We start from the raw sequence: 26,908 nt of genomic DNA on the forward strand, positions 1-26,908 counted from the left end.
AGGAAAATGTCGCTGTGCCCTCTGAGCCGTCTCTTTAGTTATCCTTTCGTTCCTACTGTTTCATCGACAGAAAATAAACAAATTAATCCAACACTGGCGGCGTATTGGCTTCAAGCCAGTAATCCACAAATGCCTGAATTGTCTTTTTTAGTTCCTGAGCATCCATCGGCTTTACCAGATATCCATTTGCGCCCTTTTGGTAGCACAATTCAATATCCTTGGGGTTAGATGATGTGGTAAAAACAACGATGGGGATTCCCTTGAAACTCTTGTCTTGCTTAAGCCGATCTAAAATGTCACGCCCATCAATACCTGGCAAATTGAGATCGAGCAAGATCACAGAGGGTCGTAATGCTACTTTAGGGTTGGGTGGACTTTCACCTTTAGCGTAGCTATCCTTCCCCAGTTGATAGAGGAACTCTAAAACCTCATCTCCATTAGTACAACGGTGTATGGGGTTCTGGACGGACATACGCCGCATTAGACGTTGCAGCATCCGAAAATCTTCATTGCTGTCCTCAACAACGAGCAGCGGTTCATGAAGTTTTTTTGTCATTCGTGGTCTTAAAAGAGCTTAACAAAAATACATATTTAGTCATTATCTTAAACTATTCCAGCGTAAAATAGAATATTGAGCCAACGCCAAAGGTAGATTCAACCCAAATTTTACCGTTATGAAGCTCAACAATCTTCTTAACAATAGCTAGCCCAGCACCGGCTCCTCCACCGTACTTTTCCTGGGAATGGAGCCGCTTAAATAATCTAAAGATAGTTTCGAGATGATGCTGTGGAATTCCAATGCCGTTATCGCGGATATAAAAAGTGATTGGGGATTGGGCATGGAGAAGAGGCAGAGGGGCAGAGGGGCAGAGGGGCAGAGGGGAAATGCTCCCCTGCTCCCCTGACTCTTCTTGAGAAAGGTAGCCAATCTCAACCCATTGCTCTGCTTTATCGTTGTATTTGAACGCATTACCAAGGAGATTACTAAAGACTTCATTAACGAGAACTCGATCGCATAAAATAGTTGGTAAAGGGCGAGGAATGCGAATATCCACAAGCCCAGAATCTTGACGACTAGCACGAAAAACCTCAATCACTTGGGTGAGTAATTCGTTGAGGTTAGTTGGTTGCAAGCGTAGTTGTGCTTGTCCTAACTGTGATAACCGCAGTAGAGCATTAATCAGAGTTTCCATGCGTACAGACAAGGATACTACTGTTTGCAAGCACTCGATTCCGTCATCATCTAATACTTGACTATAGTCTTCTAGCAACACCGTTGAGAAATTATAAATACCCCGCAAAGGTTCCTTGAGGTCGTGGGAAGCCGCGTAGGCAAAGGATGCTAGTTCTTGGTTGCTACGCTCTAACTCCAGGTTGATTTTAGCTAATTCATCCGCCTTCGAGAGTACAATACCAACGATCGCATTCCTCAGAGCGATCGCACTGTCAAGTTCACAAGCTTTCCAAGGTAGAGAAGTTAATCTAACTGTTTCTTGCCATTGTTCAAAGGATTTTCGTGGAGATAGGGTAAGGCTAGCATCTGCCTGGGTTTGAATAGATTCCTGGGGATTTCCTGCCCAGTGTACCGTTTGGATTACTTCGGGACGAAACCAAAGGATGTAATAGTGCCGGACTTTAGAAATCCGCAGCAGCAACAGCCCACTGGCAGTATCTTTAAATCTCAGGGCTTCTGGGTAAAGCTTGGGTAGAGAATCAGTAGAGAACAGATTGTCACTAACTTGGGTATCCGCCCATTCAATTAACGTCCGCACCTCATCAATATTCGGTGTTGCTTCCACAAGGGTAACTTCATTATCCAGACAAACTGCCGCTCCTGAAGCACTAACAAGATCGAGTAAGCGGATTTCAGGTTTAATTAGGGCATCGATAAAATTGTCTGCTTGGGAAATGGACTCAAGAAACTCAGACTGTAGCGATTTGAGCTTTACCTTATAATCCCATTCCGAATGACTAATTTTGTGTGTTAACTCTGAAGAGACAATCTGTCCCAAAAATTCGCACATCTTGCGGACTTCGTAAGAAATATACTTTGGTGTTTGATGGTGGCAAGATATTAATCCCCAAAGCTTCTGCTCTTGAATCAGTGAAATCACCAAAAGAGCCTTCACGCCCATATTTTGATGATATTCTGCACAACACCAATCAAAACTTCGTAGCACAGAGTAGCTTAAGTCAAGAGGCTGGTGTGTTGTCGGATTTTCTGTTGGAACTAATTTAATCGGTTCGGCAGTCAAGTCGGGGAGAAATCGGAGAAAGCAGCGCGTGTATAACTCCCTAGCCTGCGCTGGAATATCTGTCGCGGGATAGTGGAGTCCTAAATACGGTGATAAGTCTTCGCGTTTGACTTCTGCAACCACAGAACCCGCTTCCGACTCGTCAAATTGATAAACCATCACCCGATCAAAACCGATGATTTTTTGAACTTCTTCAGCGACCAAATGCAAGAATTCTACCAGATTAGATGTGCTTTGCATTTTTGCGATCGCAACACCTGCCAAACTATAAAAGCCCAAGAAACTCAACTCAGATTCGGAATTGGTCGGTTCTAACTCCAGAATCACAGCCTCTTCTAAACGATGAGCAATAGCGTCAAAGTATTTTTCCCCAGCTAAGGTATTTATTAATACTTTAAAAGTATTAGAACTGCCAATTTTTTTCCCCAAGCACTGCTTGACAATTTCCACTTGCCGAGCTTCAAGTAAATACCTCAAAGGTTGACCGAGCAAATCTGCTGGCTCTTTGCCCAAATATGCTTGGGTATTGTTGCTGACTTGCAATATCTCTAGCTGAGTATTGAGTGCCAGTAGTACGCCATGAGGTTGAATAGAGCCAGGTATGTGAATAGGTTTGCGATCGTGGTTAGTCAGGGCTTTTGCTTGGGCTGTAGTATATTCAGGCTGGCTCATAACTGAACTTATGTAAAGCTGATTTTTACAATAGCGCAATTAAATGTCACATTTCTTTAAAAGTATATGTCGAGAAGTATTAGTGCGATCGCATATCAATCTTGCTAGTTATGGTTTTTAACTAACTATGACTGACAAAAACTACCTAAAATAAGGCAACAGACGCAAACCTGGAAACCCAGATTTAATCTGACTTTCTTAATTACCAATTACGAATTAGTATGTCTCTTGCTCCTTGGCGAAGCGCGATCGCTCATGCACTCCATCGCAACCGCAGCCTTGTTTATGCCCGTTACCTCCAACTAGCAACGGTACAGGCAAACGGTCGCCCTGCGAATCGTACCCTAGTCTTTCGCGGCTTTCTGGAAGATACAAACCAGCTAAAATTTATCACCGATGTTCGTAGTGCTAAAGCTGACCAGATACATCAACAACCTTGGGCAGAAGTTTGCTGGTACTTTCCCAATACACGAGAACAATTCCGCATCACTGGTTGTTTGACCCTAGTAAGTGGTGATGATTCTGACCAGATTTTACAGCCAGCGCGGATTGCAATGTGGCAAGAATTGAGTGATGCGGCACGTTTACAGTTTGCTTGGCCTGATCCTGGTAAACCTAGAGTTGAAACCCCAGAAGCTTTTGCACCACCAGCACCCGAACCTATACAGCCAGTACCTAATTTTTGTCTCCTGCTACTCGAACCGGTAGAGGTAGACCACTTAGAATTACGCGGCGAACCACAAAATCGATGGCTTTACCGCCGTGACGACCAGCAAGATTGGTCTAGTCAAACGATTAATCCTTAGAATATTCTCAATACATTTCAGATAAGCCAAAAACAATTGTAGAGACGGCGATTTATCGCGTCTCGAAAACCCAAAATTGTTACCAGTAGCCCTTAACCCAAGCGTATTAGACATCTCCGAAAAAGAATGTAGAGACGTAGCACTGCTACGTCTCTACAAGGTTTCTGGGTAACGCATATTTAATTTCTGGAGATGTCTATTGAATTAAGAGTAGGAGTTTGAAGGTGCAAACCTGACATTTATGATTTTTATTTCTCACTCCTCACTCTTAACTTCTCACTTTTTTAAATGCCAGCACCATCTAGAAATTGCTGGATGGTCTTATCCTTGAGATTGCACCAGCGAGTATCGTGGGTTAACTCATCCTCTTGAGTGACTAAATGACCCACTAAAACAGGAGTTTTTTCAGAAGACTGTGTGCGCTGAAGAGTTTGTATTTGTTCTTCCAGCGCCTCAATCCGGTCTACTAAAGCACGAATTACTTCGGCTTCCGAATCTGGTAAGTTATTGTGTTCAAGAGGTGCAACCCGAACTCCAGAACGATATATAATTCGCCCAGGCACGCCCACTACGGTGCAATCTGAGGGTACATCCCTGAGAACAACAGACCCAGCACCAATACGAACATTATTGCCTACTTGGATATTGCCCAGTACCTTCGCTCCAGCTCCGACTACGACATTTTCGCCCACAGTGGGATGGCGCTTGCCACATTCTTTACCAGTCCCCCCCAGGGTGACACCTTGGTAAATGAGGGCATAGTCTCCAACGATCGCAGTTTCCCCAATCACTACACCCATACCGTGGTCAATAAACACACTTTGCCCAATTGCTGCACCAGGGTGGATTTCAATTCCAGTCAAAAACCGAGCCAGGTGAGAAATCAGGCGCGGAATCAAGGGAAGACCAATAGTATAAAGCCAGTGAGCCAGCCTATGGAATAGCAGGGCTTGCAAACCAGGGTAACAAAATAAAACTTCCAACCAGTTACGAGCAGCTGGGTCACGTTCAAATATGATACGAAAGTCAGCACGCAGTATAGATAGCACGAGATAGCACCCTCGGAAAGCACAACAAGCTACTATCCCATATTATCCTCTCAGGTGTTCTACGTAAAAATTGGGAATGGGCATTGGGCATTGATAAAGAGGCAGAGGGGAAAACTCTTCTCCCTTGCTCCCTTGCTTCTTCCTGGCTCCCTCATTTCTCCCTGCTTCCCACTCCCCATTCCCTACTGCTCTACTTTGAGAGTGTAATCCCGCTTGACTCCAGGATTGAATGTACCTACCCAAATCCGATAAGTACCACTTTTCCAGTTGCGATCGCTAACGCTAGCATCTTTACTCTTGCCAGTATCATCGCCGCAACGAATTGTGGTTTGATCTGGGCCTTGAATTAGTAAAGTCGTGTCGTTGTTATTGCTATCGACTTGGATTTTCAGCTGAGAAAAGTCCTTTTCCAAAACCATAATGTGATCTGGATTGGGATCGGCAAAGCCAATACAGGCTTTTTGATCGCGATCGCGGTTACTTATAGCAGACAATGAGTAAGAACCACCTGTAAACCCCTGTACTGTTCCTTGTGCTGGATTAAAATTTGCTGATAAGTTGAAAGTACCAAAGTTCGCTGTCTCTGCTATTACAGGGGTGGCTGTAATGGTGGAAAGTATAACCAACAACCAGCCACCGTTAAACTGAAGTCGGGGGCGACAGTATTTCATAGTAGCCCTCCAACAGGCTTTTAAGTTAGTAATGATATATACATATTCTAGTGAAAAAATTCCAGTAAAATTTCAGTTAATTGTGCCACATTCAAATGTGCCACAATTGATGAATTTGAGAGCAGGCAGATAATTGCTAGGTTGTATCTTGACCTGAACAGCAGTTACACCTATCCAAGTGATTATTTAGATGTTATTACCTCTGTTGGATGCAGGATTTTTTCTTTTAAATAAAACTCTCGATGAACTATTTTAATAATTGTTAAGGATAAGAAAATGCAGAAGGTAAAAAATGATTTTACCTTCTGCATTTTAAACTTAGTGAAAATCTCACGAATTATTTAGTTGGAAGAAGACACCACCTTTAAGCGATCGCGTGTCAGTTCCATAACTACTGAGTGTGAGCGATCGCAGATTATTAAAAAACGGTTTACCTAAGACTTCCGCTAGTTTGAGAATCGGTACTTGACGCTCTAATAAATTCTGGCTCTTTGTCCAGTCAAGATATATATAGCCTTGGTTTGGTAAGGGAATCGCAGCGATACTATCTTTGAAGTTGAGATTATCAATTATGGAATTATTCTTGATTGTGAGAATTTCATCCATCGTCTCTAAGTCAGAGGTGAAAATTTCGTAATTTCCTAAACTTGTGTGCAGTCCCCGCACTTTTGTTTCAATGCTAAAAGATTCTCCTTCTTTAACATCACTTTTTTTAGTAGCCGTAGTTAACTCTGTCCAAGCAGAAATTTTTTGCTGATCTATAGTTAACGGACTGATACTGAGTCCGTTGGATGAGGCGATCGCATCTAAACGAGTAACGCCTTTTTCCACACTCTCTGATTTTTCCACCACAAAAATCCAATGTGGGGTTGTTTGCTCTTTCTCAGGTAACAATGCTATGGCGTATTCTCCCTGTACCCAACTGAAAATATCCTCTGGTAAGTTTATACCCCAGCGTTTTTGAACATTCGCCAAAGGTTTTGCTAACCGAGAAACCACATCTTCCCCAGAACCATATATAGTTGCTGTTGCTTGTCTCCAGAGTTTAGTTAAATCACTATCACCCAAATTACTCAAATTTGAGCCGGAAATTGCCAAACCTGCGGAAGCTGGAATATATTGCAACGCTCCTACAGGTTTAGATAGCGGTGCAGATGGTGGGACAATTTCTGATGAAGTCAAAAAGGTGGTTTCCGCCAGCAATCCTTTAGGATTCAACGCCAAGGATATAATTTGGCTGTTATAAAGTTGTTCTGATAACTCTAACCCTTGCCATTTTGCTACGATGGGAAGATTTAAGAAAGCTACAGCTAAACCCCCTTTGGGCAGTTCTTTGGTAGCTTTTTGGTATTCAGGGGAGCTAGTCAAATTTAGATCGGGCGCTTGGACGTTATTGATCGCATCTCGCAACACTTTCGGATCGTTGGCAAACAATACAAAGCCTTCGCCAACAACAGCACCAGCAAGCGAGTCTTGTTCTGGTTGAGAATTGTCAGAAATCAGTTTTATGCCTTTATATTGTTCAACAGCTAGGTTTTCTCCAGCTAACGCTCGTTTAGAAAAAAATAATTCGACAAATTCGCGGCTTTTCTCCGGTTGCTTTGTTGCTAATGCCAATAGATACCCTGGCTGCTGTCCGTTTTCTGGATCGCGATCGATATCTAAGGTGGCGATCGCTAATGTAATTTCGTCCCCTAACCAGGGTTGAATGTCTTCTTTATAATCTATGCCACTCTTGGCGAATAAGCTGGTTTTGAGTTTAGATAGTTCCTCTTCACGATCCAACGCCTGCAAACGATCGGGATTTGCCAGTAATGAAACCATTGCAGGGGAAAGTTTTGACACGAATATGGCTGCACCAGGCTGGGAGGTGGAAGCAATGAGGTTAGCCGGACTTTTGGCGAAAAACCAGTAAAAGCTGGCGATCGCAATTACTAGCAGTGCGATCGCCCCAGCGACGATAAAACCAATAAATGAACGTTGCCTATTCACATTCAACCTATTAAAAAAGACGGTTTACAGCCATTTAAGCAGAAAGACTAGCAGAATTAATCAACCCTCTTGAGAATGGATACTCATGCAAAGGCAGAGATTTTCTGTCACCATAAATAGGATTAGGACTGTTTATAGGGAATTCTTTTAGTCAACCCATGAACCAAATTAGTGTAGAAGAACTGGCACAACGTCTTTCTTCTAATGATACAAGTATTCAGCTAGTAGATGTGCGTGAACCCCAAGAATTGGCGATCGCTAGCATTGAGGGCTTTGTCAACCTACCTTTAAGTCAATTTGCCGAATGGGGAGATCAAATACCTACCCTCTTCAATCCCCAAGTTGAAACCCTTGTGCTATGCCACCACGGCATCCGCTCTGCCCAGATGTGCCAGTGGTTAATTGCTCAAGGTTTTACAAATGTGCAAAATATTTCGGGTGGTATTGATGCCTATTCCCTATTAGTAGATCCTTCAATTCCCCAATATTAGCTTTTGCTCAGGTGGAACTCACTCTTCCATCTGGCTTTTGCTATGCTGAAAACAGCAGTACATTACTTTAGACGCCTGCCGGAAAGCTTGGAATTTGGACATCAAGCACATATGCACAAAAATTTTCTGGGTCAAATCACAGTTGAATATTAGACTCTACCAAAAAATACGTATCTAATAATACTTTTGTGATTGCAAGTTTGTGCAAAAATACGGTTATAAAAGAGCATGACAAGGGAACATTATAACTAGCAGCTTTTACTAAAAAAATGAGCTAGTATTTTAGCCCTACTCTTACAAAATGCCGTATCTGTATGAACCTTAAAAATTCTTATCATAATATAGTTGTATAATCTAATATCTTAATCAATTATTAATATTCTTTGTTTTCGATTAAATTCACAAATCTGTTCAAAGTTTGATTAAAATTTGCCTTCAGCAAAACATACCACAATGGAAGTCCAGTTAACAAATCGACAACAGCATATACTTTGGGCAACGGTACGTCACTACATTGCTACGGCAGAGCCAGTTGGTTCAAAGGCTTTGGTCGAGGAGTACGACCTGGGTGTAAGCTCGGCGACAATTCGCAATGTGATGGGCGTTTTAGAAAAGTCTGGATTACTCTATCAACCACACGCTTCTGCTGGACGTGTACCTTCAGATTCAGGCTATCGCATTTATGTTGACCAGCTAATTACACCTTCTCTGCGATCGCGCAGCGTGTCGCAGACAGACGCTACGCGGACAGAAACTTTAGGGCGAGAAGTAGAGGTGGCACTGCAAAAACAGCTACAGTGGCAAGATCGGAGTTTAGAAACCCTATTGCAAGGAGCCGCGCAAATTTTAGCAACCTTGAGTGGTTGCATTAGCTTGATAACTATGCCGCAAACGACTACAGCGCTATTGCGACATCTGCAATTAGTGCAAATTGAAGGTGGGCAGATCATGCTAATTGTGGTGACAGATGGTTACGAGACACATTCTAAATTGATGGAATTGCCGCCAACAACAGAAGAGACACAACGGGATTCAGAGGTAATCGATCGCGAATTGCAGATTGTTTCTAACTTTTTGAATAGTCATTTGCGGGGGCGAAGTCTGTTGGAATTACCCTACCTCAACTGGAGCGAACTAGATCAGGAGTTCCAACGCTACGGAGAATTCTTGAAAAATTCAGTTGCCGAATTGACTCGTCGGACTCTTGCACCCAGTGCAACCCAAATTATGGTTCGGGGTGTGTCAGAAGTTTTGCGCCAGCCAGAATTTGCCCAGTTACAGCAGGTACAAACGATTATCCATCTGTTGGAAGAAGAACAAGACCAACTGTGGCGATTAATATTTGAGGAACCAGAACCGGAGGAAGGTAGTAAACCAAAGGTAACAGTTCGTATTGGCGCAGAAAATCCCTTAGAACCGATACGCACCTGCACCTTGATTTCTTCCAACTATCGCCGGGGTTCGATACCCGTAGGAAGTGTGGGAGTTTTGGGGCCAACTCGTCTAGATTATGAAAGTGCGATCGCAGTCGTAGCATCTGCTGCTGATTATCTCTCAGAAGCTTTTAGTTATTTCAATCCTTGAATGCTAAGTAGTTATGCAAAATTAAAAATAACTTATTATTGCGAGTCTAGTATAGCAAGATGTAGTGATCGCAAGAGTTTGGGCTTGCTACGTTTGATTCACAATATTTTTACATCCCTACTTCTCAGGTGATATTTAGAGACAAGCCGCGAAGGGTCTAGGCAATCACCAATATAATAGCAAGCAGATAGCCTAATTTTTAGTGGCAAAATCAATAATTAATACTACTTAAATCTTTCATGGTGAGAAAAATTGCCTTTGGCTTGCTGTGGCTGGGATTCATTATCTATGGTTTTTTCCTAGCGCCTCCTGATCAACCTGATACATTTGAGTTAATTAAAAACCTTTCTCTTGGCCAGTGGGAAGGCATTAACCCATTAGTCATAGCACTATTCAACCTCATGGGCATCTGGCCTCTTATCTACAGCGCAGTAGTTTTTATTGATGGTAGAGGACAAAAAATACCTGCTTGGCTGTTTGCTACTGCCTCTTTTGCAGTTGGTGCTTTTGCCTTGTTGCCGTACTTAGCTCTACGAGAACCAAATAATCAATTTCTCGGTAAAAAGAATACCTTAATCAAGGTGCTAGATTCTCGTGTGACTGGTTTTGTGTTGATAGTAGCCACAGCTATTCTAGTTGCCTACGGTTTAAGAGGAGGAGATTGGGGCAGTTTTGTGCAAGAGTGGCAAACTAACCGCTTCATCCATGTAATGAGCATAGACTTCTGTCTACTTTCCCTATTATTTCCTGTATTACTAGGGGATGATATGGCGCGTCGCGGTTGGAAAAATCCGCAGTTTTTTTGGTTAATAACCTTGACACCGCTATTCGGCCCATTGATTTATTTATCTGTGCGTCCACCTTTACAAGAAGTGGGTATAGAGTCTATATCCAAGCAGCCAGCAACGAATTGAACTAGGGATTGGGGACTGGGGATTAGGGAGATTTAGACCCCTAACCAAATTTTACTCATAAATTTTAATTCTACTTTTCTTGCCCAGTACCCAATCCCCATTTTTCACAATCCAAAATCTAAAATTCTCTGTGGGTGCGTAAATCCCAAGAGAAAGTTTTTTCTGAAAGTACTTTACAAAACGCAATAAATTATTTAAGATGTGTAACAGGTAGTCAAACCTACCTAAATTCATCTGCAAATAATCGCATTTATAAAACAATGACAACAACCTTACAACGTCGCGAAAGCGCCAACGTATGGGATCGATTCTGCGAATGGATCACCAGCACCAACAACCGGATTTACATCGGTTGGTTCGGCGTAGTCATGATCCCTACCCTGCTAGCAGCAACTGCTTGCTTCGTAATCGCCTTCATCGCCGCACCTCCAGTAGACATCGATGGTATCCGTGAACCAGTAGCAGGTTCCTTAATCTACGGAAACAACATCATCTCTGGTGCAGTAGTACCTTCCTCCAACGCTATCGGCTTGCACTTCTACCCAATTTGGGAAGCAGCTTCTCTAGATGAGTGGTTGTACAACGGTGGTCCTTACCAATTGGTAATCTTCCACTTCCTGATCGGCATATTCTGCTACATGGGTCGTGAATGGGAACTATCCTACCGCTTAGGTATGCGTCCTTGGATTGCGATCGCATATTCTGCTCCAGTAGCAGCAGCAAGTGCAGTCTTCTTGGTATACCCCATCGGACAAGGTTCATTCTCTGATGGTATGCCTTTAGGTATCTCAGGAACCTTCAACTTCATGATCGTGTTCCAAGCAGAACACAACATCTTGATGCACCCCTTCCACCAACTCGGTGTAGCTGGTGTATTCGGCGGAAGTTTGTTCAGTGCAATGCACGGTTCTTTGGTAACTTCTTCCTTGGTTCGTGAAACAACCGAGACTGAATCACAAAACTACGGTTACAAATTCGGTCAAGAAGAAGAAACCTACAACATCGTTGCAGCACACGGCTACTTCGGTCGTCTAATCTTCCAATACGCTTCCTTCAACAACAGCCGTTCACTGCACTTCTTCTTAGCAGCATGGCCTGTAATTGGTATCTGGTTCACCGCCTTGGGTGTCAGCACAATGGCGTTCAACTTGAACGGTTTCAACTTCAACCAATCAATCATTGACTCTGAAGGTCGTGTGATTGCAACTTGGGCAGATGTAATCAACCGCGCTAACCTGGGTATGGAAGTAATGCACGAGCGTAACGCTCACAACTTCCCTCTAGATTTGGCTGCTGGTGATGTTGCTCCTGTAGCTTTAACCGCTCCTGCTATCAACGGTTAATTCTGAAGTTTCGCTAAATAAGAAAGCGCTCTCTGGTAACGGAGGGCGCTTTCTTATTTGTATGGGTAAAAAATAGCTTATACGTCATACAGCCCAAGTGCTAAATCACAAAAATTAACTTTTGCACAAACTCTAGGTAAAATACATAAGCCTCATCCTTTTTCTTTCAGATCATGGGCAACACTTTTGGTCATCTATTTCGCATCACTACTTTTGGTGAATCTCACGGCGGCAGTGTGGGGGTTGTGATTGATGGTTGTCCTCCACAACTAGAAATTTCGGCAGCAGAAATTCAAGTAGAACTAGATAGAAGGCGTCCGGGACAAAGTAAAATTACGACCCCTCGTAAAGAAGCCGATACTTGTGAGATTTTATCAGGGGTATTTGAAGGCAAAACACTAGGAACGCCCATAGCAATTTTGGTACGGAACAAAGATGCTCGTTCGCAAGACTACGACGAGATGGCCGAGAAGTATCGCCCTTCTCATGCGGATGCAACTTATGATGCAAAATATGGCATTCGCAATTGGCAAGGTGGGGGGAGATCGTCAGCGCGTGAGACAATTGGCAGAGTAGCAGCAGGTGCGATCGCTAAAAAAATTCTTCGTCAAGTTGCCAATGTCGAAGTTATCGCTTACGTTAAGCGCATCAAAGACTTGGAAGGTGTAGTTGATCCCAACACTGTTACCTTAGAACAGGTTGAAAGCAACATCGTCCGTTGTCCCGATGCTGAATGTAGCGATCGCATGATTGAATTAATCGAGCAAGTTGGTAGACAGGGTGATTCTATCGGCGGTGTCGTAGAATGTGTGGCGCGTAATGTACCGAAAGGTTTGGGCGAACCAGTATTTGATAAATTAGAAGCTGATATCGCTAAGGGTGTTATGTCTCTCCCTGCTAGCAAAGGCTTTGAAATTGGTTCCGGTTTTGGGGGGACGCTGTTAACCGGAATTGAGCATAACGACGAATATTATATTGATGAAAATGGGGAAATTCGCACTGTAACTAACCGTTCTGGTGGTATTCAGGGGGGAATTTCCAACGGAGAAAATATCATTTTACGAGTTGCATTTAAGCCAACGGCGACAATTAGAAAAGAGCAAAAGACAGTAACTCGTGAAGGTGAAGAAACCCTATTAGCAGCAAAAGGGCGGCACGATCCTTGTGTGTTACCGCGTGCAGTTCCAATGGTTGAGGCGATGGTAGCCCTGGTATTATGCGATCATTTGTTACGGCATCATGGACAGTGTAAGGTGTTGTGAGAATTACACTAATTTATGCTTCGGGGTGGGTGTTTGACTCGCCCTTTTTTATGTTCAAGTCAAATAAAAATCATCACATGCAGCAATGCAACGCCAATATCCAACATCCAAAATCCGAAGCTGACTATGGTGTTGGGGAGTTTTTTTTTGCGGTTTTGGCTCCTTTAATATCCAGCAATTGAGTTAATTCGGTTGTATTCAATGACTTGACGAGACTCAAGCCAAGCGACTTACTAGAAATGCTTTGAGTGTAGCCTGCATTTAGGTAGGGGGTGTATTGTGACTTTCCGACAATGTATGTTTGGAAGAAAGGTAAACTCAAAACATTCATATAACGACGCGCTTGAGAAGCATCACCAATCATATCGGCCGGTAATGCTACTTGTTGATTTGTAGGATTACCATTACCAATGGTGGAAAAGTGAGTGCCACCTACAAGTATGACGAGATACTTTTGTGAATTTGTCAACCAGGAGAAAGGTAAAATTTGCTCAGATAAAGCTGGTGCAACTGTATCATCACTACTGCCGACAATCATTACTGGAGTTTTGATTTGACTTAAGCCAGCTTTACCGAAAATCGAACTAGTAACGGGATTAACTGCGATCGCAGCTTTCACTCTCTCATCGCGCAAGTTATAATCCTTGTCAGACTTGCTACTCAATTCCAAAGCGCGACACTGGAGCAGTAAAGACATATTCCAGGTATTTTGTAGTGCTGCTGGTTGACAGTCTTGTTTTAGCTGCTCAAAGTTGATTTTAGCGCCTGCTAAGGCTAAGGCTGTATAGCCTCCCAAAGATTGACCAAATACTCCGACTTGTTGCAGATTTAAGCGACCTTTAAACCGTGAATCAGATTGATTACCTTTTTCCAATTGATTCAAGATATATGTTATGTCCATTGGTCGGTCTTGAAATTCTCCTGGTTCTGCTACTTCAATGGCGTGTCCATTTAACAGAGAACGTAATTGTTTAGCATCACTACCAGGATGATTGGGAACGACAACGGCAAATCCGTATGAAGCTAGATGAGTGGCTAAATATTGAAAGTTGCTGCTATCTAAACCCAAACCGTGAGAAATGACAATTACTGGTGCAGCATTTTGCACATTGGGAATGTAAACGTCAGTCAATAGAAGCCGATTGCGTCTTGAGTCGAAAAACTTCAGGATGTATTTTTGCGACTTCAATTTTCCCAGAACCTGTAAATCGGGTAATTGCGAGAAATTTGGTTGGGAAATGGTAGCAGCTTCTATTTTAGACTTTTGGGAAACTGCTGCGATCGCCCGATGGGTTTGGTTAACAAGTTTCTCCAATTCCGTAGATATTTCCAAAGTCTCGGCGACATCAAGGCGAATGCTGCTGCTGGGATATTTCCGCAACACATTCAAAAGTGTCAACCCTCCCGATTCACCAGAAGCTAAAATTAGCGCTGAACGCAAGGCACTAAATTCTGTTTTTGGCTGAGAAGATTTATTTATAATCACTTGCGCCAACCGATGCAGCAAAAATTCTCCTTGCGGTGTGTAGAGAAGTTGCGAAACTACTACCGGAGTAACTTTTACACGATTAAGCAAAATCCGCCGCAATTCTTGAAGCTGTTCTAGAGGCAGATATTGCTGATAAGCTGCCAAGTCTTCGTTAATTACACCTGTTTTAGCGTAGTTCTCTAAAGTGGAGACTGAAATGGAAAGCTCTAAAGCTGAATAAGATGCATAAATCCGCTCTGCTGCCAAGACATAATTACTAATTCCAAATGTTGGCAGCACCATTGAAAGAACCAGCAATAGGGAATTTTTTCTGAGGGTGCTGGCCCAATTACCAAACAAACTATTCATCGCTCAACTGTTTCAGTGGTCTGGTTTTATCGGGTGTTGGCTTTGGTAGTTATTCGGGCGCCCTGCTTAGTTTACTGAAAGTTATTAGCCTCAATTTTATCAAAACAGAATTTAGGAGTCAGGAGTTATAATTCAGGATGAATTATGTATGATTTGCGAATGTAGCTTGCTGAAAATAATGGGTATAAATGGGTTTAAAATCACACTAAATCTTAGATTTAGTAGTTAAAAAAAGTAGTGATTCCCAATTACCTAGTAATTTATTCTGACTCCTAAATTCTGATTTTTGAATGTTTTTTCAAGGATTTTTCGGCTATCAAGTCAACAATTAAAAACTACCAAGTCACGCAGATGGGTAAAGTATCCGTCTGACTTCAGTAGCTTGCCTTCACTATTAAATCATAACAAATAAAAAATACTCTGCCTCAGTATTTATGTTGTAGCTTTGAATAAAGCACGGATTCACTAGCTGAAAAATCCAGTAAAAATCCCGAAAATCATGCCAATTAATCAGCTTTTCCCAAGGCGATCGCTACTGAACCTGTAACTACTAAACCTGCTCCTAATATTGCGATGAAAGTGAAATGTTCTGGTGCTATTAAAGAAGGTGCAATAACTGATACAACTACAACTGATATTAATGTCACAATGGGAGCTAGAGCGATTACTGCACTGACTCTTGATGCTTCCCAGTGTTCTAATGATTCGGCAAAAGCACCGTAAGCGATTAAAGTATTCAAAGCACAAAAAAACAACATTTCTAAATGAAACCCATCAAGTATAAAAAGTGATTTTACTCTAGCTAGAGGAGTGAATAATAAAGCACAGCCTCCGTAAATAATCAGCATAATACTAGGGGAAGATAAAGATTGTAATAATTGCTTTTGTGCCAAAGCATAAATAGCCCATGCTACCGATCCTAGTGCAATCAAGAAACTACCAAGTATATAAGTGCCATGTGCTGTAATTAAATTTGTGAGTTGTTCCCGAAAAAATAAAAGATAACCGCAAATCATTACACTTACACCAATCCATTGATATAGTCGGTAACGTTCTTTAAAAATAACTAATCCTCCAAAACCTAATAAAAGGCTAGATAATTGAATGAGAACTTCAGCATTAGCAGGTGATGTCAGCGCTAAACCCTGCATGAACAAAAAGTAATTAATCCCTAAAAAAAGTGTTGCGATCGCTAATAATTTCCCAGAAGCAGAACGTAATTGTTCTAACTTTGGTAATTTACCGCGTATTCCTAAATACATGGCAAGCAGAAAAAATGATATCAAAAAGCGAAACCAAATAACGGTATAGACATCAAGTACTTGTAGAGTTACCGTCAGAGCAATAGGTAAAATTCCCCACAATAAGACCGTCAATAGCGATAATGCTAGCCCTAAGCGCCACTGACCAGAATTTTGATGTAGTGACATTCAAATATCCTACTCAAAGTAGGGCTAATTGTAAGTTGAAACGTATCTAATTTGCATATCTAAGATTTTAAGTTCTTATTGATAAAAAATCTTAATAAGTTAAAGTACATCTACTAATTTGCATCATCTGAAATTGTACATTTCTTGTGGGATGAGCATCTCGCCTGCCCAATATATGCAAATTCAATAATGTAGAGCTTAGAGCTTACCTACCTACTCAATTTATTTGTGGCTCGAAGTAAGTATTTTTTGTTCACATAAAATTTGTAAATTACGTAATTATTTTACATGAATATTAAATTTCAAGCCCAATCGTAAATGTATACTCTATTTCGATGTTATTTTTTACAAAAAACTATGGGGATTATACCCATAATTAGCTTAGTAATTTTCATTGCTAGTTTATCAATTTACTTGCTGTTGACTGCAAGAAGTCAATTTTTGCTCAAATCTTTAATTACAAAAATAAAGCGGCAAGAGTGGAGATTTAGATATAGCAAGCTTAAGTACCTGAGATCGAGATTTTTAAAGACTATAACAATTGCTGCCCTGATTATGGCAGCAGTAATAGCTGGAAATACTGTATCAGCCCAAGTCACGCCACCACCTCTAGCCTCGCTAAAAAGCGTATCGGTTCCACAGCCTGACAACCTTGGAGACTTCGTAAAAGACAAAGTAGCCGCCATCAAGCTAGGAAAAGCTCTTTTCTGGGATATGCAGGTTGGGAGCGATGGAGAAACTTCCTGTGCTAGTTGCCACTTTCATGCTGGAGCCGACAATAGATCCAAAAATCAGATCAATCCTGGGCTTTTGCGAATTAACACCGATGGGACAGCCAATCCAGATACAATTTTTAATGTAGGCGGACTACCAAACTACCAGCTAAAGCCGGAAGATTTCCCATTCCACAAGCTGTCAAACCCAAACGATCCTACGACTCTTATATCTGACAAAAACGATGTCAGTTCCTCTCAGGGAGCCTTCAATACAAAGTTTGTTGATGTCATACCTGGTAATGCACAAGACAAAGTAACAAACGAGCCAGATCCGGTGTTTAATGTGGGCGGTATAAATGTACGCCAAGTCCAAGGGCGTAACACGCCAACTGTAATTAATGCAGCATTTAACTTCCGCAATTTCTGGGACGGAAGGGCACAAAACATCTTTAATGGGGTGAATCCCTTCGGTTTAAGAGATCCTAACGCCTCTGTTGTCAAAGCCGAGAACCCAAATCAGCCTAAATTTGTCAAAATCAGTCTGAATAATTCGTCTTTGGCTTCTCAGGCGCTCGGCCCACCACTCAGTTCTACCGAATTGTCCGCCAATGGTCGTACTTTTCAAGAAATTGGTGATAAGTTCGGACGACTTAGTAATGGTAAAAAGCTCCCCCGAAAACTTGGGAAAAAGTTATTTGCTCTCAGACCTTTAGGTAAGCAAATAGTGCATCCACAAGACAGCGTTTTAGGTCGAGATAGTAGGTGGCCCAAACCCGGACTCAAAGATAGAACTTATGAGCAGATGATTCAAGATGCCTTCAAGCCAGAGTGGTGGAAGTCTAATCGACTCATCCAAGTTGATGCTCAAGGTCAACGAAATATTGTCAAGAGGCCCGATCGCTCCTTGGAGACTAATGAGTACACATTGACTGAGTACAACTTCTCGCTATTCTTTGGGCTGGCAATTCAGCTGTACGAGTCTACACTTATTGCCAATGATACGCCCTTCGATCGCTTCTTGGAAGGAAACACTACTGCTTTAACCCCGCAGCAGCAAAAAGGGAAACAAATATTTGAGGGGAAAGGGCTGTGTATTGGTTGTCACGTTGGATCGGAATTAACAGCTGCTTCAGTAAGCAGCGTGGCTAAAGACGGACGAATCAAACGTGCGCCGTTCGGAGCAAGATCCCCGGAAGACAATGGCTTCTTCAATATCGGCGTTAGACCTGCCATAGAAGACCCAGCTTTGGGTGGTAATGACGGTTTGTTTGGTAACGGTCAAGGTAATCCGCTTTCAGAAGCACGATTGGCTCTGTTGGGCAAATTTCAGCTTCTCCTTGGCGAAAATCCTCCCATTCTCACTCCACCATTGAATTCTAGTGAAACTGCGTTTGCAAACGGAGCCTTCAAAGCACCTGGACTTCGCAATGTGGAACTCACCGCTCCCTATTTCCACAATGGAGGTCAGGCAACCTTAGAACAAGTGGTTGATTTTTATAATCGGGGTGGTGATTTTGGCGTTCTTCCTCCACTGAACCTTTCACAGGAAGAAAAACAGCAATTGGTCGCCTTTTTAAAAGGACTAACTGATGAGCGAGTTAGGTATGATAAAGCGCCTTTTGACCACCCGCAACTGTTTGTCCCCAATGGACATCCAGGTAATTCTACATCTGTTCCCAATGACGGTACTGGCAAAGCTAAAGATAGTCTACTAGAAATTCCTGCTGTTGGTAGGAATGGTGGTAGCGGTAGTCCAAATTTCTTGAACTAAGTAGCAAGTTAGGAAACTCCAAGAAATAAATTATCCAACATTGTGGGGCGGGCATCTTGCCCGCCCAGTTTATGTGGGGACAACATACCTACCCCACAAGAGTTAATTGAAATATTTTTTATTTGTCAGTCCCAAAAATATTAAGCCGATCGCTTCTTGCAGTCGGCTTAACAAATTCCTGATAATTTAGTTGTAATTTAGCCGTGAGTTGCACCTTGAGGAGGACGCGAGACAACTTTTTTGGCTAAACCCAAAGTCTGCAAAGCTAAGATGCTCCACCAAGTAACATCTATTTCCCACCAAGATAACCCAGATTTCGCCATGTGGGGATAGGTATGATGGTTGTTGTGCCATCCTTCTCCATAAGTGACGAGAGATACCCACCAAAGATTACGAGCCCCATCATTAGCATCAAAGGTGCGATAACCCCACAGATGTGATGCTGAGTTCACAAACCAGGTTGAGTGCCAAAGCAAAACACATCTGAGAAATACTCCATAGAACACAAAAGGCCATCCTCCCAAGGCATAAAGCAGCAGCCCGAAGGGTATTTGCAACAGTAAGAAGTAGCGATCCAGCCAGCAATAAAAAGGTTGTCTTGCTAAGTCAGGAGCATATTTTTTATAGGTTTCATAGTCAAAAAATTCTGGACGTGGGTAGAAAATCCATAGTATATGACTCCACCAAAATCCTCTTTGGGCAGAATAGGGATCTAAATTGATGTCTTCTGTGTGGGCGTGATGCTGGCGGTGTCCACCTACCCAAAAAATTGGCCCGCCTTGCAAAGCCAGCGCTCCAATGAGGGCGATCGCATACTCTAACCACTTAGGAACTTGGAAACTTTTATGACTCAGTAATCGGTGATATCCCAGGCAAATACCAATACTCCCGAATAACCAGTGCAGAAACACTAGCAAAGCTAATGCTGACCAGGAAAAAAACCAAGGAGCCAGAAGTGCTAAAGCATGAAATGTAGCAAAAAATACCACATTTGTCCAACTGAGTCGAGGTGAGTTGCCTCTCTCAGGGGCGATCGCCCCAAAATTTGCGGTCATAAAAATTCCTGTTAATGGATGATGAAGTGATTTACTTTTTATTGGGCATAATCCCACTAGTACCGCAAGGCGGAATTCAAAATTCAAAATTCAAAATGAATAGAGCATAAGGTTTTCAAAGATTTTGAATGGTATGTCTATTAACGCCGTGGTGTACTAAGGATTTACCCACACTGTCACCAGTTAGTTACAGTAAAGTAAAGCAAGTATCACTTACATTTGTTATGCTAGCAGAACTCTAATTTCCGTGCAAGTGCCACTTGCATTTCTTTATGTCTTCTCAACTCATTTCCACTCGTCAACGCCTGATTCAAGCTGCACTTGAGTTGTTTTCTGCTCATGGAGTCAGCGCCACTACAACCCGTCAAATTGCTGAAAAAGCCGAAGTCAATGAAGTGACTCTATTTCGGAATTTTGGCAATAAGCACGGGCTGCTTTTGGCTGTGTTGGAAGAGTCCGCAGCTTTCAAGGATTTAGGTGAGTCGCTGGTACGGCGGGCAACGCCTCCCGGCAATGTCTACCAAGCTCTTAAAGATTATGCAAGTGACACTTTACATGCCTTAGAACGAGTACCAGAGTTCGTCCGGTCTGTGGTAGGTGAAGCCGACCAATTTCCGGCAGAAAATCGCCGCGCGTTAGGCAGGGGAGTAACAGAAGCAAACCGCTATGTAGCTCAGTATTTAGCTACTGTAATCCAGCAAGGACACCTAAATACCTATTTACCCGCAGAAAAATTAGCCAGTTTGCTAAATGGGATGATCTTGGGATATGCCGTAATTGAGTTCACCAGCGAATTTCACGAACTTTGGGAGGATCGGGATGATTTTCTGGAAAATTTGGTGGAGTTGTTTTTACATGGAGCCATGTCATCTTCAGCAGAATCAGCAACAAACTGCTTACAAGGAGGGTTCATCACTATAGAAGTAGCTGATTTACCAGCTAGTTTAGTTAACGAAATTCTCCAACAAGCTAGGAAATTCGGTATCCGAGATTATGCCTTAGCTTACGTATTATTTGGGGCTGGATTATCCACTACAGAAATAATTAACTTAGAGCGATCACACCAAATCTACGATACTCAAGGGCACTTCTTGCAAATTACAATCCCCGGATTTGTCCGCCAAGTACCTGTAAATCAGTGGATTTTGGGCAAACGCTACGGTTCTTTTACCAATAATCCTTTAATCAAATGGCTGAAAAGTCGTAAAGATACTCAAACAGCCATGTTTCTGAATGAAACAGGTACACCCATCTCAGAATCAGAGATTGAGACACGTTGGCAAGTATGGAGTGAAGGATTATTAACTCCCCAAGGACAAGCGCCAGCCATAGCACAAGCACAACAAACCTGGCGTGTAGAAATGTTGATGCGGGGAATCACCTTGGAAAATTTAAGTATTTTAACAGGTTGCGATCGCGCCCAATTACAACCTTATGTCCGCCGAGCCAAAGAAAAAGCCGCCCTAGAACAAGCTACCCGTTTGGATCATAAGCCAGGATAGGGAGTATCAGGTGGCGTTCTCCGACGCAGAGCCAGTGACCGAATAATTCGTAATTCATAATTCGTAATTCGTAATTAAGAATTCATTAGCATGATGCAGTTAAACGATTAAGGTAAAACAACAGAGGTTTCTTTACCATTGTTGTTTGCACCATTCAAGATTGTAGATGTACTTTCAGATGGGGATTGGGTGTTGCTCGAACGGCGTGATAATTTTTTGCGTGGCTTGCCTCCCGCCTGGATATATTGCAAACTGTCTTTCAACCCAACTCACAGCAAAGGCGATCGCGCCCAAAAATATCATAAATATAATTCAACTATTTAATCCAGTCAGAACTCAAATCCCAACTTATGATCCTAAGTTAGGAAAATACTCAAGGTTAGTGACGCTGCTCACAACCACGAGAAAATAATACTTTTCGCCCCCCATTACACGTAATGGCTCTAAGGTAAAATAGGCAATTGAAACTGGTTTTACAAGAGTCATGAGGCATTGGCTCTTGTAAAAATTTTCTCGTCAGCACTTGGCACTCTTGTGGCAATGTTCCATTCCAAGCAAGCTTTTGTCAACATTCTTGCTCGGTCGCAGCTGGGCAAGCTGGGGGATCTAGGGAAGAAGACAACATTATATATTTTTCTACTTTCAATAGAACAATTAATGATTTCTGAGGCGTTTAGAACGTTTTTGCTCATACATGAGCTTGTCAGCCTCTTCTAGCAATTGTTCTAGTGAAACGTTTTCATTTAAAGCACATTGGGTGGCACCAACACTTATGGATAGTTGATATGAGTAATTATGCTCTTGATTAAAGCGCTCAATATTTTCTTGCAATCGCGGACGAAATTCGTCTGTATTACTTGGAGAGCATACAGAAACAAATATTACAAACTCATCTCCTCCTATACGGGCAATAATATCCGACTCACGGAAGCTTTGTTTTAGTAATTGGGCTGTGTCAACGATCGCTCTGTCTCCGATTTCATGCCCTAGAGAATCATTAATCTGCTTTAAACCATCTAAATCAACAAACAAAAGACAGCAAAATATTTCTGTGCATCGGGCAATTTTGAATTGATGATTTGCCAGCCAAAAGAAACCACGTCGATTATATAGTCCTGTCAATTCATCAGTTAAAGATAGCTGCCTTACCTCTGCTTCAGCTTTCAGGCGTTCCTGAATTTCATTCTCTAGACGTTGATTTTGCTCAAGAAGTTGTTGATGTTGCTGTTTGATGAGTAGCTGATTTCTGACTCGCATTAGCACTTCAAGTTCTTGAAATGGCTTGGTAATGTAGTCTTTTCCACCCAGTTCAAAAGCCTGGACTTTATCATTAATTTGGTCAAGGGCACTAATAAAAATAATCGGAATTTGCTCTGTTGTTTTTGATGCTTTCAACTGTTGACAAACTTCATAGCCATTCATTTCGGGCATATTGATGTCAAGCAGAATTAGATCCGGTGGATGTCGCTCGGCGGCTTGTAATGCCATTCTCCCGTTGATGGATTTACGGATGGTATAACCCTGCAACTCTAGCATTTTGGCTAACAACCGTAGATTATCGGGGGTATCATCTACGATGAGGATATTCGTTTCCCAAGGGGATTTAAGTAAATTAGTCATAGGGGAATGGGAGCAACGCGAAAAAGTGAAATCATCGTCCAATGAGCAAGGGGAGCAGGGGATGCAGGGGAGGCAGGGGGAGTAAAAAGAAATATTTAGTAGTTTTTGCTGCCAATATAGTCCAAAATACACTTAATTTCTTGATTCCCCCCCTGCCGGAAGCAATGCGAAAAAGTGATATCTAAAATTTTTGATACCGACAAGAGGACTTTTCAAACATCCTCTAAGTTTGGGTTAGATTTCCGATCGCCTCCAGTTCAAAATTATCCACCAAATATTTCAGAGCATTGGCGAGAACTTGCTCCTCGTTGGGGATTTGAGCGATGAGATTGTAGAGTTCGGCATCATTGAGATCCAAAGCTGCTTGATGCGCCTGAATAATCCACTCTGGCGACATTACCTGTAAATCTTTGACCATTAGGGATTTCTGAATTAAAGTTTGCTGGTCTAACCCTGATAAAGCTTCTTCGCGGTAGCGGTAGCAGACTTCTAAGTATTGTGCAATCTTCTCAAATAGGATAGCTTCTATAAATGGTTTGTTGATGTGGTCGTTGCAGCCTGCTTGAATGCTGGTGGTGTAATTTTCCTCAAAGGCATAAGCCGTCACCGCAATAATCACCACGTCTTTACCTGCATCCCTCCCGCGAATTTGCCGAGTAGTCTCGTAGCCATCAATTCCCGGCATTTGAATATCCATTAAAATCAGGTGGGGCTGCCATTTTTCCCAGAGAGCGATCGCTTCATTTCCGTTCTCAGCGGCACTGACCTCGAACCCAACTGATTCCAATAGCCTGATGAGCAACTGACGATTTTCTTGAAAGTCTTCCACCACTAGAATGCGATAAGTGGGTTGTCCGGGTTCTAGACCGATAACAGTGCGAGTCGTTTCTGGCGCGATGATATCTACTGAGTTTCCCAGACTCAGTAAAACCTCACAAATAAAAGTTGATCCCCGCTCCAAGATGCTTCGCACTGTAATATCACCACCCATTAAACGGGCAAACTGACGGCTAATCGATAAGCCTAAACCTGTCCCTTGAGTATGGCGACCTCGATCTGTTTGCATAAAGGCTGCAAACACAGTCTCCATATCAGACTCAGCGATACCACATCCAGTATCTTCAATTTCGATATGAAGAGTGATGATTGGTTTGGAATCATCGGTATTGCGTTCTCTTGAATCAAATGAGTTGATGCTGCCCATTCTCCCGATCAAAGCTTGTAAGTGCAGAGTGACAATGCCTGTTGTCGTAAATTTGATCGCATTACTTAATAGGTTGAGCAAAATTTGGCGTAGTTTTGATTCGTCACCATGTACATAGCGAGGAACGCTAATATCCTGTTCTATTCTCAGATCAATTCTTTTCTCTACAGCTTTGAGAGCAAGCATATCTCTGATGGAGTGGATTAGTTGATGCAAATCGAAATAGTTTTCCGTTAACTGTAACTGACCCGCTTCAATTTTGGACATTTCCAATACATCATTGATCAAGGTTAGCAGGTGTTCTCCACTGCGGCTAATGATGTCTAAATCTTCCTGAAACTCAGATGGAATCTTGTCGCTACGGTTCATCAACTGAGTAAATCCCAAAATGGCATTGAGAGGAGTCCGCAGTTCGTGGCTCATTTTAGCAAGGAACTGGCTTTTGGCACGATTGGCGATCGCGGCTTGTTCTGCCGCTTCTTCTAGGGCTATCTGGGAAAACTCCAGCAGTGCCAACATCAGTGTATTTCGCATCTCGGTAGCGGCTTCCAGTTCCGCAATCTCCCAAGAATTGGAAGTTTCTCTCACAGTTTCCTTCCACAGTTCAAAGGACTTTCGGGGACACAATTCCATCTCTCCAATTTCATTGATTTTCACTGTATCTTGGGGGTTGCCCCCCCAATTCACTGTCTGGATTTGCTCTGGTCGAAACCAGATAATGTGGTGAGACTTTTGTTTAACATGATTGAATAAAATTGAAATTGCCAGGATGCCGCTAGCTTGATCTGTAAATGCCTTCGCTGCTGGATATAAACGTGAGAGGGAATCAGTCGCAAACACTTGTTCCCCCTGGTATTGCACCAACCACTTCACCAGTTCATGCACTTGGGCGAGCGATGGCGTTTGACCAAGTAATGTCAGATGACCGTCAAGTGAAATCGCCGCTCCTTGAGCATGAACTAGCTCCAGTAATTGAAAAGTATTTTGGCTCAACACTTGCTCAATAAAATTGGACTCTTGCAATAATGTCTTTTGCAGTTGATCCTGAATCCTTTTCACCTGTGTTCGGTAAAAGTGCAATTCTTGTTCTTGCTTATGCACCAGTTCAATTGAGGCAAACTGTCCTAAAAATTCACAGGCTTTGCGAGTTTCATAATCCACTAGTTTCGGGCTGGAGTGGTGACAGGCAATTAATCCCCAGAGGCGTTTATCGTCGAGCAACGAAATCGTCATCGACCCAGCAACCCCCATATTCTGTAAGTATTCAATGTGATAGTGAGAGACTCCTCGTAACACAGAATTACTCAGATCCAGGGGTGTATCCGTCAGAGGATGGTTGCTGGGAATTAGGGGGATTGGGGTATAATTGACATCAGGAATAAATCGTATCCACTTGCGGCAAAACAACTTGCGGGCTGGCGCGGGAATATCTGTCGCCATATAGTGCAGTCCCAAGTAGCTTTCTAAATGCCTCTGTTTCTGCTCCGCAATCACCACACCACTGTCATCTTCCTTAAAGCGGTAGATCATCACCCGATCGAACCCAGTCATTGCTTTTACATCTCTGGCAAGGGTTTGAGCCATACTTTTCAGGTTAGTGGCATTACGGAGATTGGCGATCGCCACTTGCAGGCGGTGATAGAACTGGGTTGAATGGATGCTGTTGCTCGATTGCTGAGGTTCTAATTCTAGGATCAACCCATCTACCATCCGGTACATCACACCTGTAAATGTCTGATTTTTCTGTTGCCAATCAGTCTGAGCAACCCTCCGCCGCGTTTTTAGCTCAAACGGATTGCAAAGCTCCAGGCTATCTTGAGCTAGATACCCAGCAAGTCGCTGCACTTGATCGTTAGAAAATAACCGTTGTAATGGTTGATCCAGCAATGCTTCTGCCGAAATCCCAAAAAACTGTTCCACATTTTCACTAATCTGCAAGATTCTAAGGTGTGGCTCTTGCAGCATCAGCAAGATTCCATGCGGCTGAATATAACCGGGAGCATAGACCGATTCTTCACTACACACTTCTAAAGAAGTCAGTAGTGAAGGGGTGAGTGAGTTGAGTGAGGTAGGATTTGGCGAGTGCATAGCTGAGGTAAACGGTTTTTAAATAGATTCGATTTTAGAATTGTTTAGGGCAAGTAAACGAGAAGTAAAAATATACCCGATTCAGGGAAGCAAAAATGTACTTAACGCCAAATCAGCGCAGGTATAAGGGTGTGCGATCGCGGGAATATCGGCGTTGCTGAATAAAGACAAGTCCCAAAATTTACGGTGCATCGCTCTCTTAAAGCAATTGATATCATTTTGACCCGCGATCGCCAATAACAATAAAAAAAGGAATAAAAAGGATCTGACCTTCATATTTGCCAGACTGACTGCAACGAACAAATAAATACAAGTTGTCAAGAATAAGAATACAAATAAAGTGACAAGTAAGGGTCGGCATAATCACTACCTTTGAAGATGAAGGAAGCGATCGCATCAATGAGGAGAAGACTCATGGCAGTTTAGTTAAATCGCCTCTTGGCGCTGGTGTCGCAAGAAGGTGAGAAAATCCTCGATGGAGTCTTCTTCAGGCCAAAAGTTAACCTTTGTCTGGGGGAGGTGTGGGAGGAGAGGGAGGAAACAGAATTTATGCTTTCTTCTCAACCAGACGCGCTCCCACACTCCTCCTCTCCCCACACCCCCCACACTCAAAAGCCTTATGAATTATGGATTTGCAGAAATCTTA

Annotated in this window: 19 protein-coding genes; 9 read left to right on the forward strand and 10 right to left on the reverse strand. The window is 42.6% G+C overall.

What is annotated here, in order from left to right; all coding sequences use genetic code 11:
- Positions 1-82: 82 nt before the first annotated feature.
- Together FD723_RS07970 and FD723_RS07975 are read right to left on the reverse strand one after the other, a co-directional pair.
- A complete protein-coding gene (locus FD723_RS07970; RefSeq protein WP_179064841.1) occupies positions 83-556 on the reverse strand; it encodes a response regulator in 474 nt (157 codons plus the stop codon).
- Between the two features lie 52 nt (positions 557-608).
- Positions 609-2,927, reverse strand: coding sequence for an ATP-binding protein (locus tag FD723_RS07975; RefSeq protein ID WP_179064842.1), 2,319 nt, complete (start codon positions 2,925-2,927; stop codon positions 609-611).
- A 221-nt stretch (positions 2,928-3,148) separates the two neighbouring features.
- Between FD723_RS07975 and FD723_RS07980 the strand changes: the two genes are divergently transcribed.
- Positions 3,149-3,733 (forward strand): Npun_F5749 family FMN-dependent PPOX-type flavoprotein, encoded by a 585-nt coding sequence (locus FD723_RS07980; protein ID WP_179064843.1) that lies wholly within the window; start codon positions 3,149-3,151, stop codon positions 3,731-3,733.
- 284 nt (positions 3,734-4,017) lie between these two features.
- On the opposite strand, the gene cysE is transcribed toward FD723_RS07980, so the two are convergent.
- The 3 genes from cysE to FD723_RS07995 all read right to left on the reverse strand — a co-directional run bounded on the left by cysE (position 4,018) and on the right by FD723_RS07995 (position 7,445).
- Entirely contained in the window at positions 4,018-4,782 is a 765-nt protein-coding gene (gene cysE, locus FD723_RS07985; RefSeq protein ID WP_179064844.1) for a serine O-acetyltransferase, read from the reverse strand.
- 182 nt (positions 4,783-4,964) lie between these two features.
- Positions 4,965-5,453 (reverse strand): hypothetical protein, encoded by a 489-nt coding sequence (locus FD723_RS07990; protein ID WP_179064845.1) that lies wholly within the window; start codon positions 5,451-5,453, stop codon positions 4,965-4,967.
- A 330-nt stretch (positions 5,454-5,783) separates the two neighbouring features.
- Positions 5,784-7,445, reverse strand: a complete 1,662-nt coding sequence (locus FD723_RS07995) for a DUF3352 domain-containing protein (RefSeq protein ID WP_179064846.1) — start codon at positions 7,443-7,445, stop codon at positions 5,784-5,786.
- A 158-nt stretch (positions 7,446-7,603) separates the two neighbouring features.
- Here FD723_RS07995 and FD723_RS08000 point away from each other — a divergent pair, with 158 nt between their 5' ends.
- The 5 genes from FD723_RS08000 (at position 7,604) to aroC (ending at position 13,039) form a co-directional block, all read left to right on the forward strand.
- Positions 7,604-7,936, forward strand: coding sequence for a rhodanese-like domain-containing protein (locus FD723_RS08000; RefSeq protein ID WP_179064847.1), 333 nt, complete (start codon positions 7,604-7,606; stop codon positions 7,934-7,936).
- A 453-nt stretch (positions 7,937-8,389) separates the two neighbouring features.
- Entirely contained in the window at positions 8,390-9,520 is a 1,131-nt protein-coding gene (gene hrcA, locus FD723_RS08005) for a heat-inducible transcriptional repressor HrcA (RefSeq protein WP_179064848.1), read from the forward strand.
- A 239-nt stretch (positions 9,521-9,759) separates the two neighbouring features.
- Complete coding sequence (locus tag FD723_RS08010; RefSeq protein WP_179064849.1) at positions 9,760-10,434, forward strand: DUF2834 domain-containing protein; 675 nt, start codon at positions 9,760-9,762, stop codon at positions 10,432-10,434.
- A 260-nt stretch (positions 10,435-10,694) separates the two neighbouring features.
- The gene (gene psbA / locus FD723_RS08015; protein ID WP_179063885.1) at positions 10,695-11,777 is read left to right on the forward strand and encodes a photosystem II q(b) protein; all 1,083 of its coding nucleotides are present in this window, start codon (positions 10,695-10,697) and stop codon (positions 11,775-11,777) included.
- A 173-nt stretch (positions 11,778-11,950) separates the two neighbouring features.
- Positions 11,951-13,039: a chorismate synthase gene (aroC, locus tag FD723_RS08020; RefSeq protein ID WP_179064850.1), complete on the forward strand. Its 1,089-nt coding sequence runs from the start codon at positions 11,951-11,953 to the stop codon at positions 13,037-13,039.
- 124 nt (positions 13,040-13,163) lie between these two features.
- Here aroC and FD723_RS08025 read toward each other — a convergent pair whose 3' ends face one another.
- Both FD723_RS08025 and FD723_RS08030 read right to left on the reverse strand, forming a co-directional pair.
- Complete coding sequence (locus FD723_RS08025; RefSeq protein WP_179064851.1) at positions 13,164-14,876, reverse strand: alpha/beta hydrolase; 1,713 nt, start codon at positions 14,874-14,876, stop codon at positions 13,164-13,166.
- A 506-nt stretch (positions 14,877-15,382) separates the two neighbouring features.
- On the reverse strand, positions 15,383-16,306 hold the full coding sequence (locus tag FD723_RS08030) for a DMT family transporter (RefSeq protein ID WP_179064852.1): 924 nt from the start codon (positions 16,304-16,306) through the stop codon (positions 15,383-15,385).
- Between the two features lie 357 nt (positions 16,307-16,663).
- On the opposite strand from FD723_RS08030, the gene FD723_RS08035 reads away from it, so the two are divergent.
- Positions 16,664-18,793, forward strand: a complete 2,130-nt coding sequence (locus FD723_RS08035; RefSeq protein ID WP_179064853.1) for a cytochrome c peroxidase — start codon at positions 16,664-16,666, stop codon at positions 18,791-18,793.
- 197 nt (positions 18,794-18,990) lie between these two features.
- On the opposite strand, the gene FD723_RS08040 is transcribed toward FD723_RS08035, so the two are convergent.
- A complete protein-coding gene (locus tag FD723_RS08040; protein ID WP_179064854.1) occupies positions 18,991-19,848 on the reverse strand; it encodes a fatty acid desaturase in 858 nt (285 codons plus the stop codon).
- Positions 19,849-20,120: 272 nt separating this feature from the next.
- Between FD723_RS08040 and FD723_RS08045 the strand changes: the two genes are divergently transcribed.
- Together FD723_RS08045 and FD723_RS08050 are read left to right on the forward strand one after the other, a co-directional pair.
- Complete coding sequence (locus FD723_RS08045; RefSeq protein WP_179064855.1) at positions 20,121-21,350, forward strand: TetR family transcriptional regulator; 1,230 nt, start codon at positions 20,121-20,123, stop codon at positions 21,348-21,350.
- Positions 21,351-21,488: 138 nt separating this feature from the next.
- The gene (locus tag FD723_RS08050) at positions 21,489-21,674 is read left to right on the forward strand and encodes a hypothetical protein (RefSeq protein ID WP_179064856.1); all 186 of its coding nucleotides are present in this window, start codon (positions 21,489-21,491) and stop codon (positions 21,672-21,674) included.
- Between the two features lie 330 nt (positions 21,675-22,004).
- On the opposite strand, the gene FD723_RS08055 is transcribed toward FD723_RS08050, so the two are convergent.
- Both FD723_RS08055 and FD723_RS08060 read right to left on the reverse strand, forming a co-directional pair.
- Positions 22,005-22,970, reverse strand: a complete 966-nt coding sequence (locus FD723_RS08055) for a diguanylate cyclase (RefSeq protein ID WP_179064857.1) — start codon at positions 22,968-22,970, stop codon at positions 22,005-22,007.
- 223 nt (positions 22,971-23,193) lie between these two features.
- A complete protein-coding gene (locus FD723_RS08060; protein WP_179064858.1) occupies positions 23,194-26,262 on the reverse strand; it encodes a response regulator in 3,069 nt (1,022 codons plus the stop codon).
- Positions 26,263-26,908: the final 646 nt, after the last annotated feature.

The organism is Nostoc sp. C052 (assembly GCF_013393905.1).
Lineage (GTDB): Bacteria > Cyanobacteriota > Cyanobacteriia > Cyanobacteriales > Nostocaceae > Nostoc.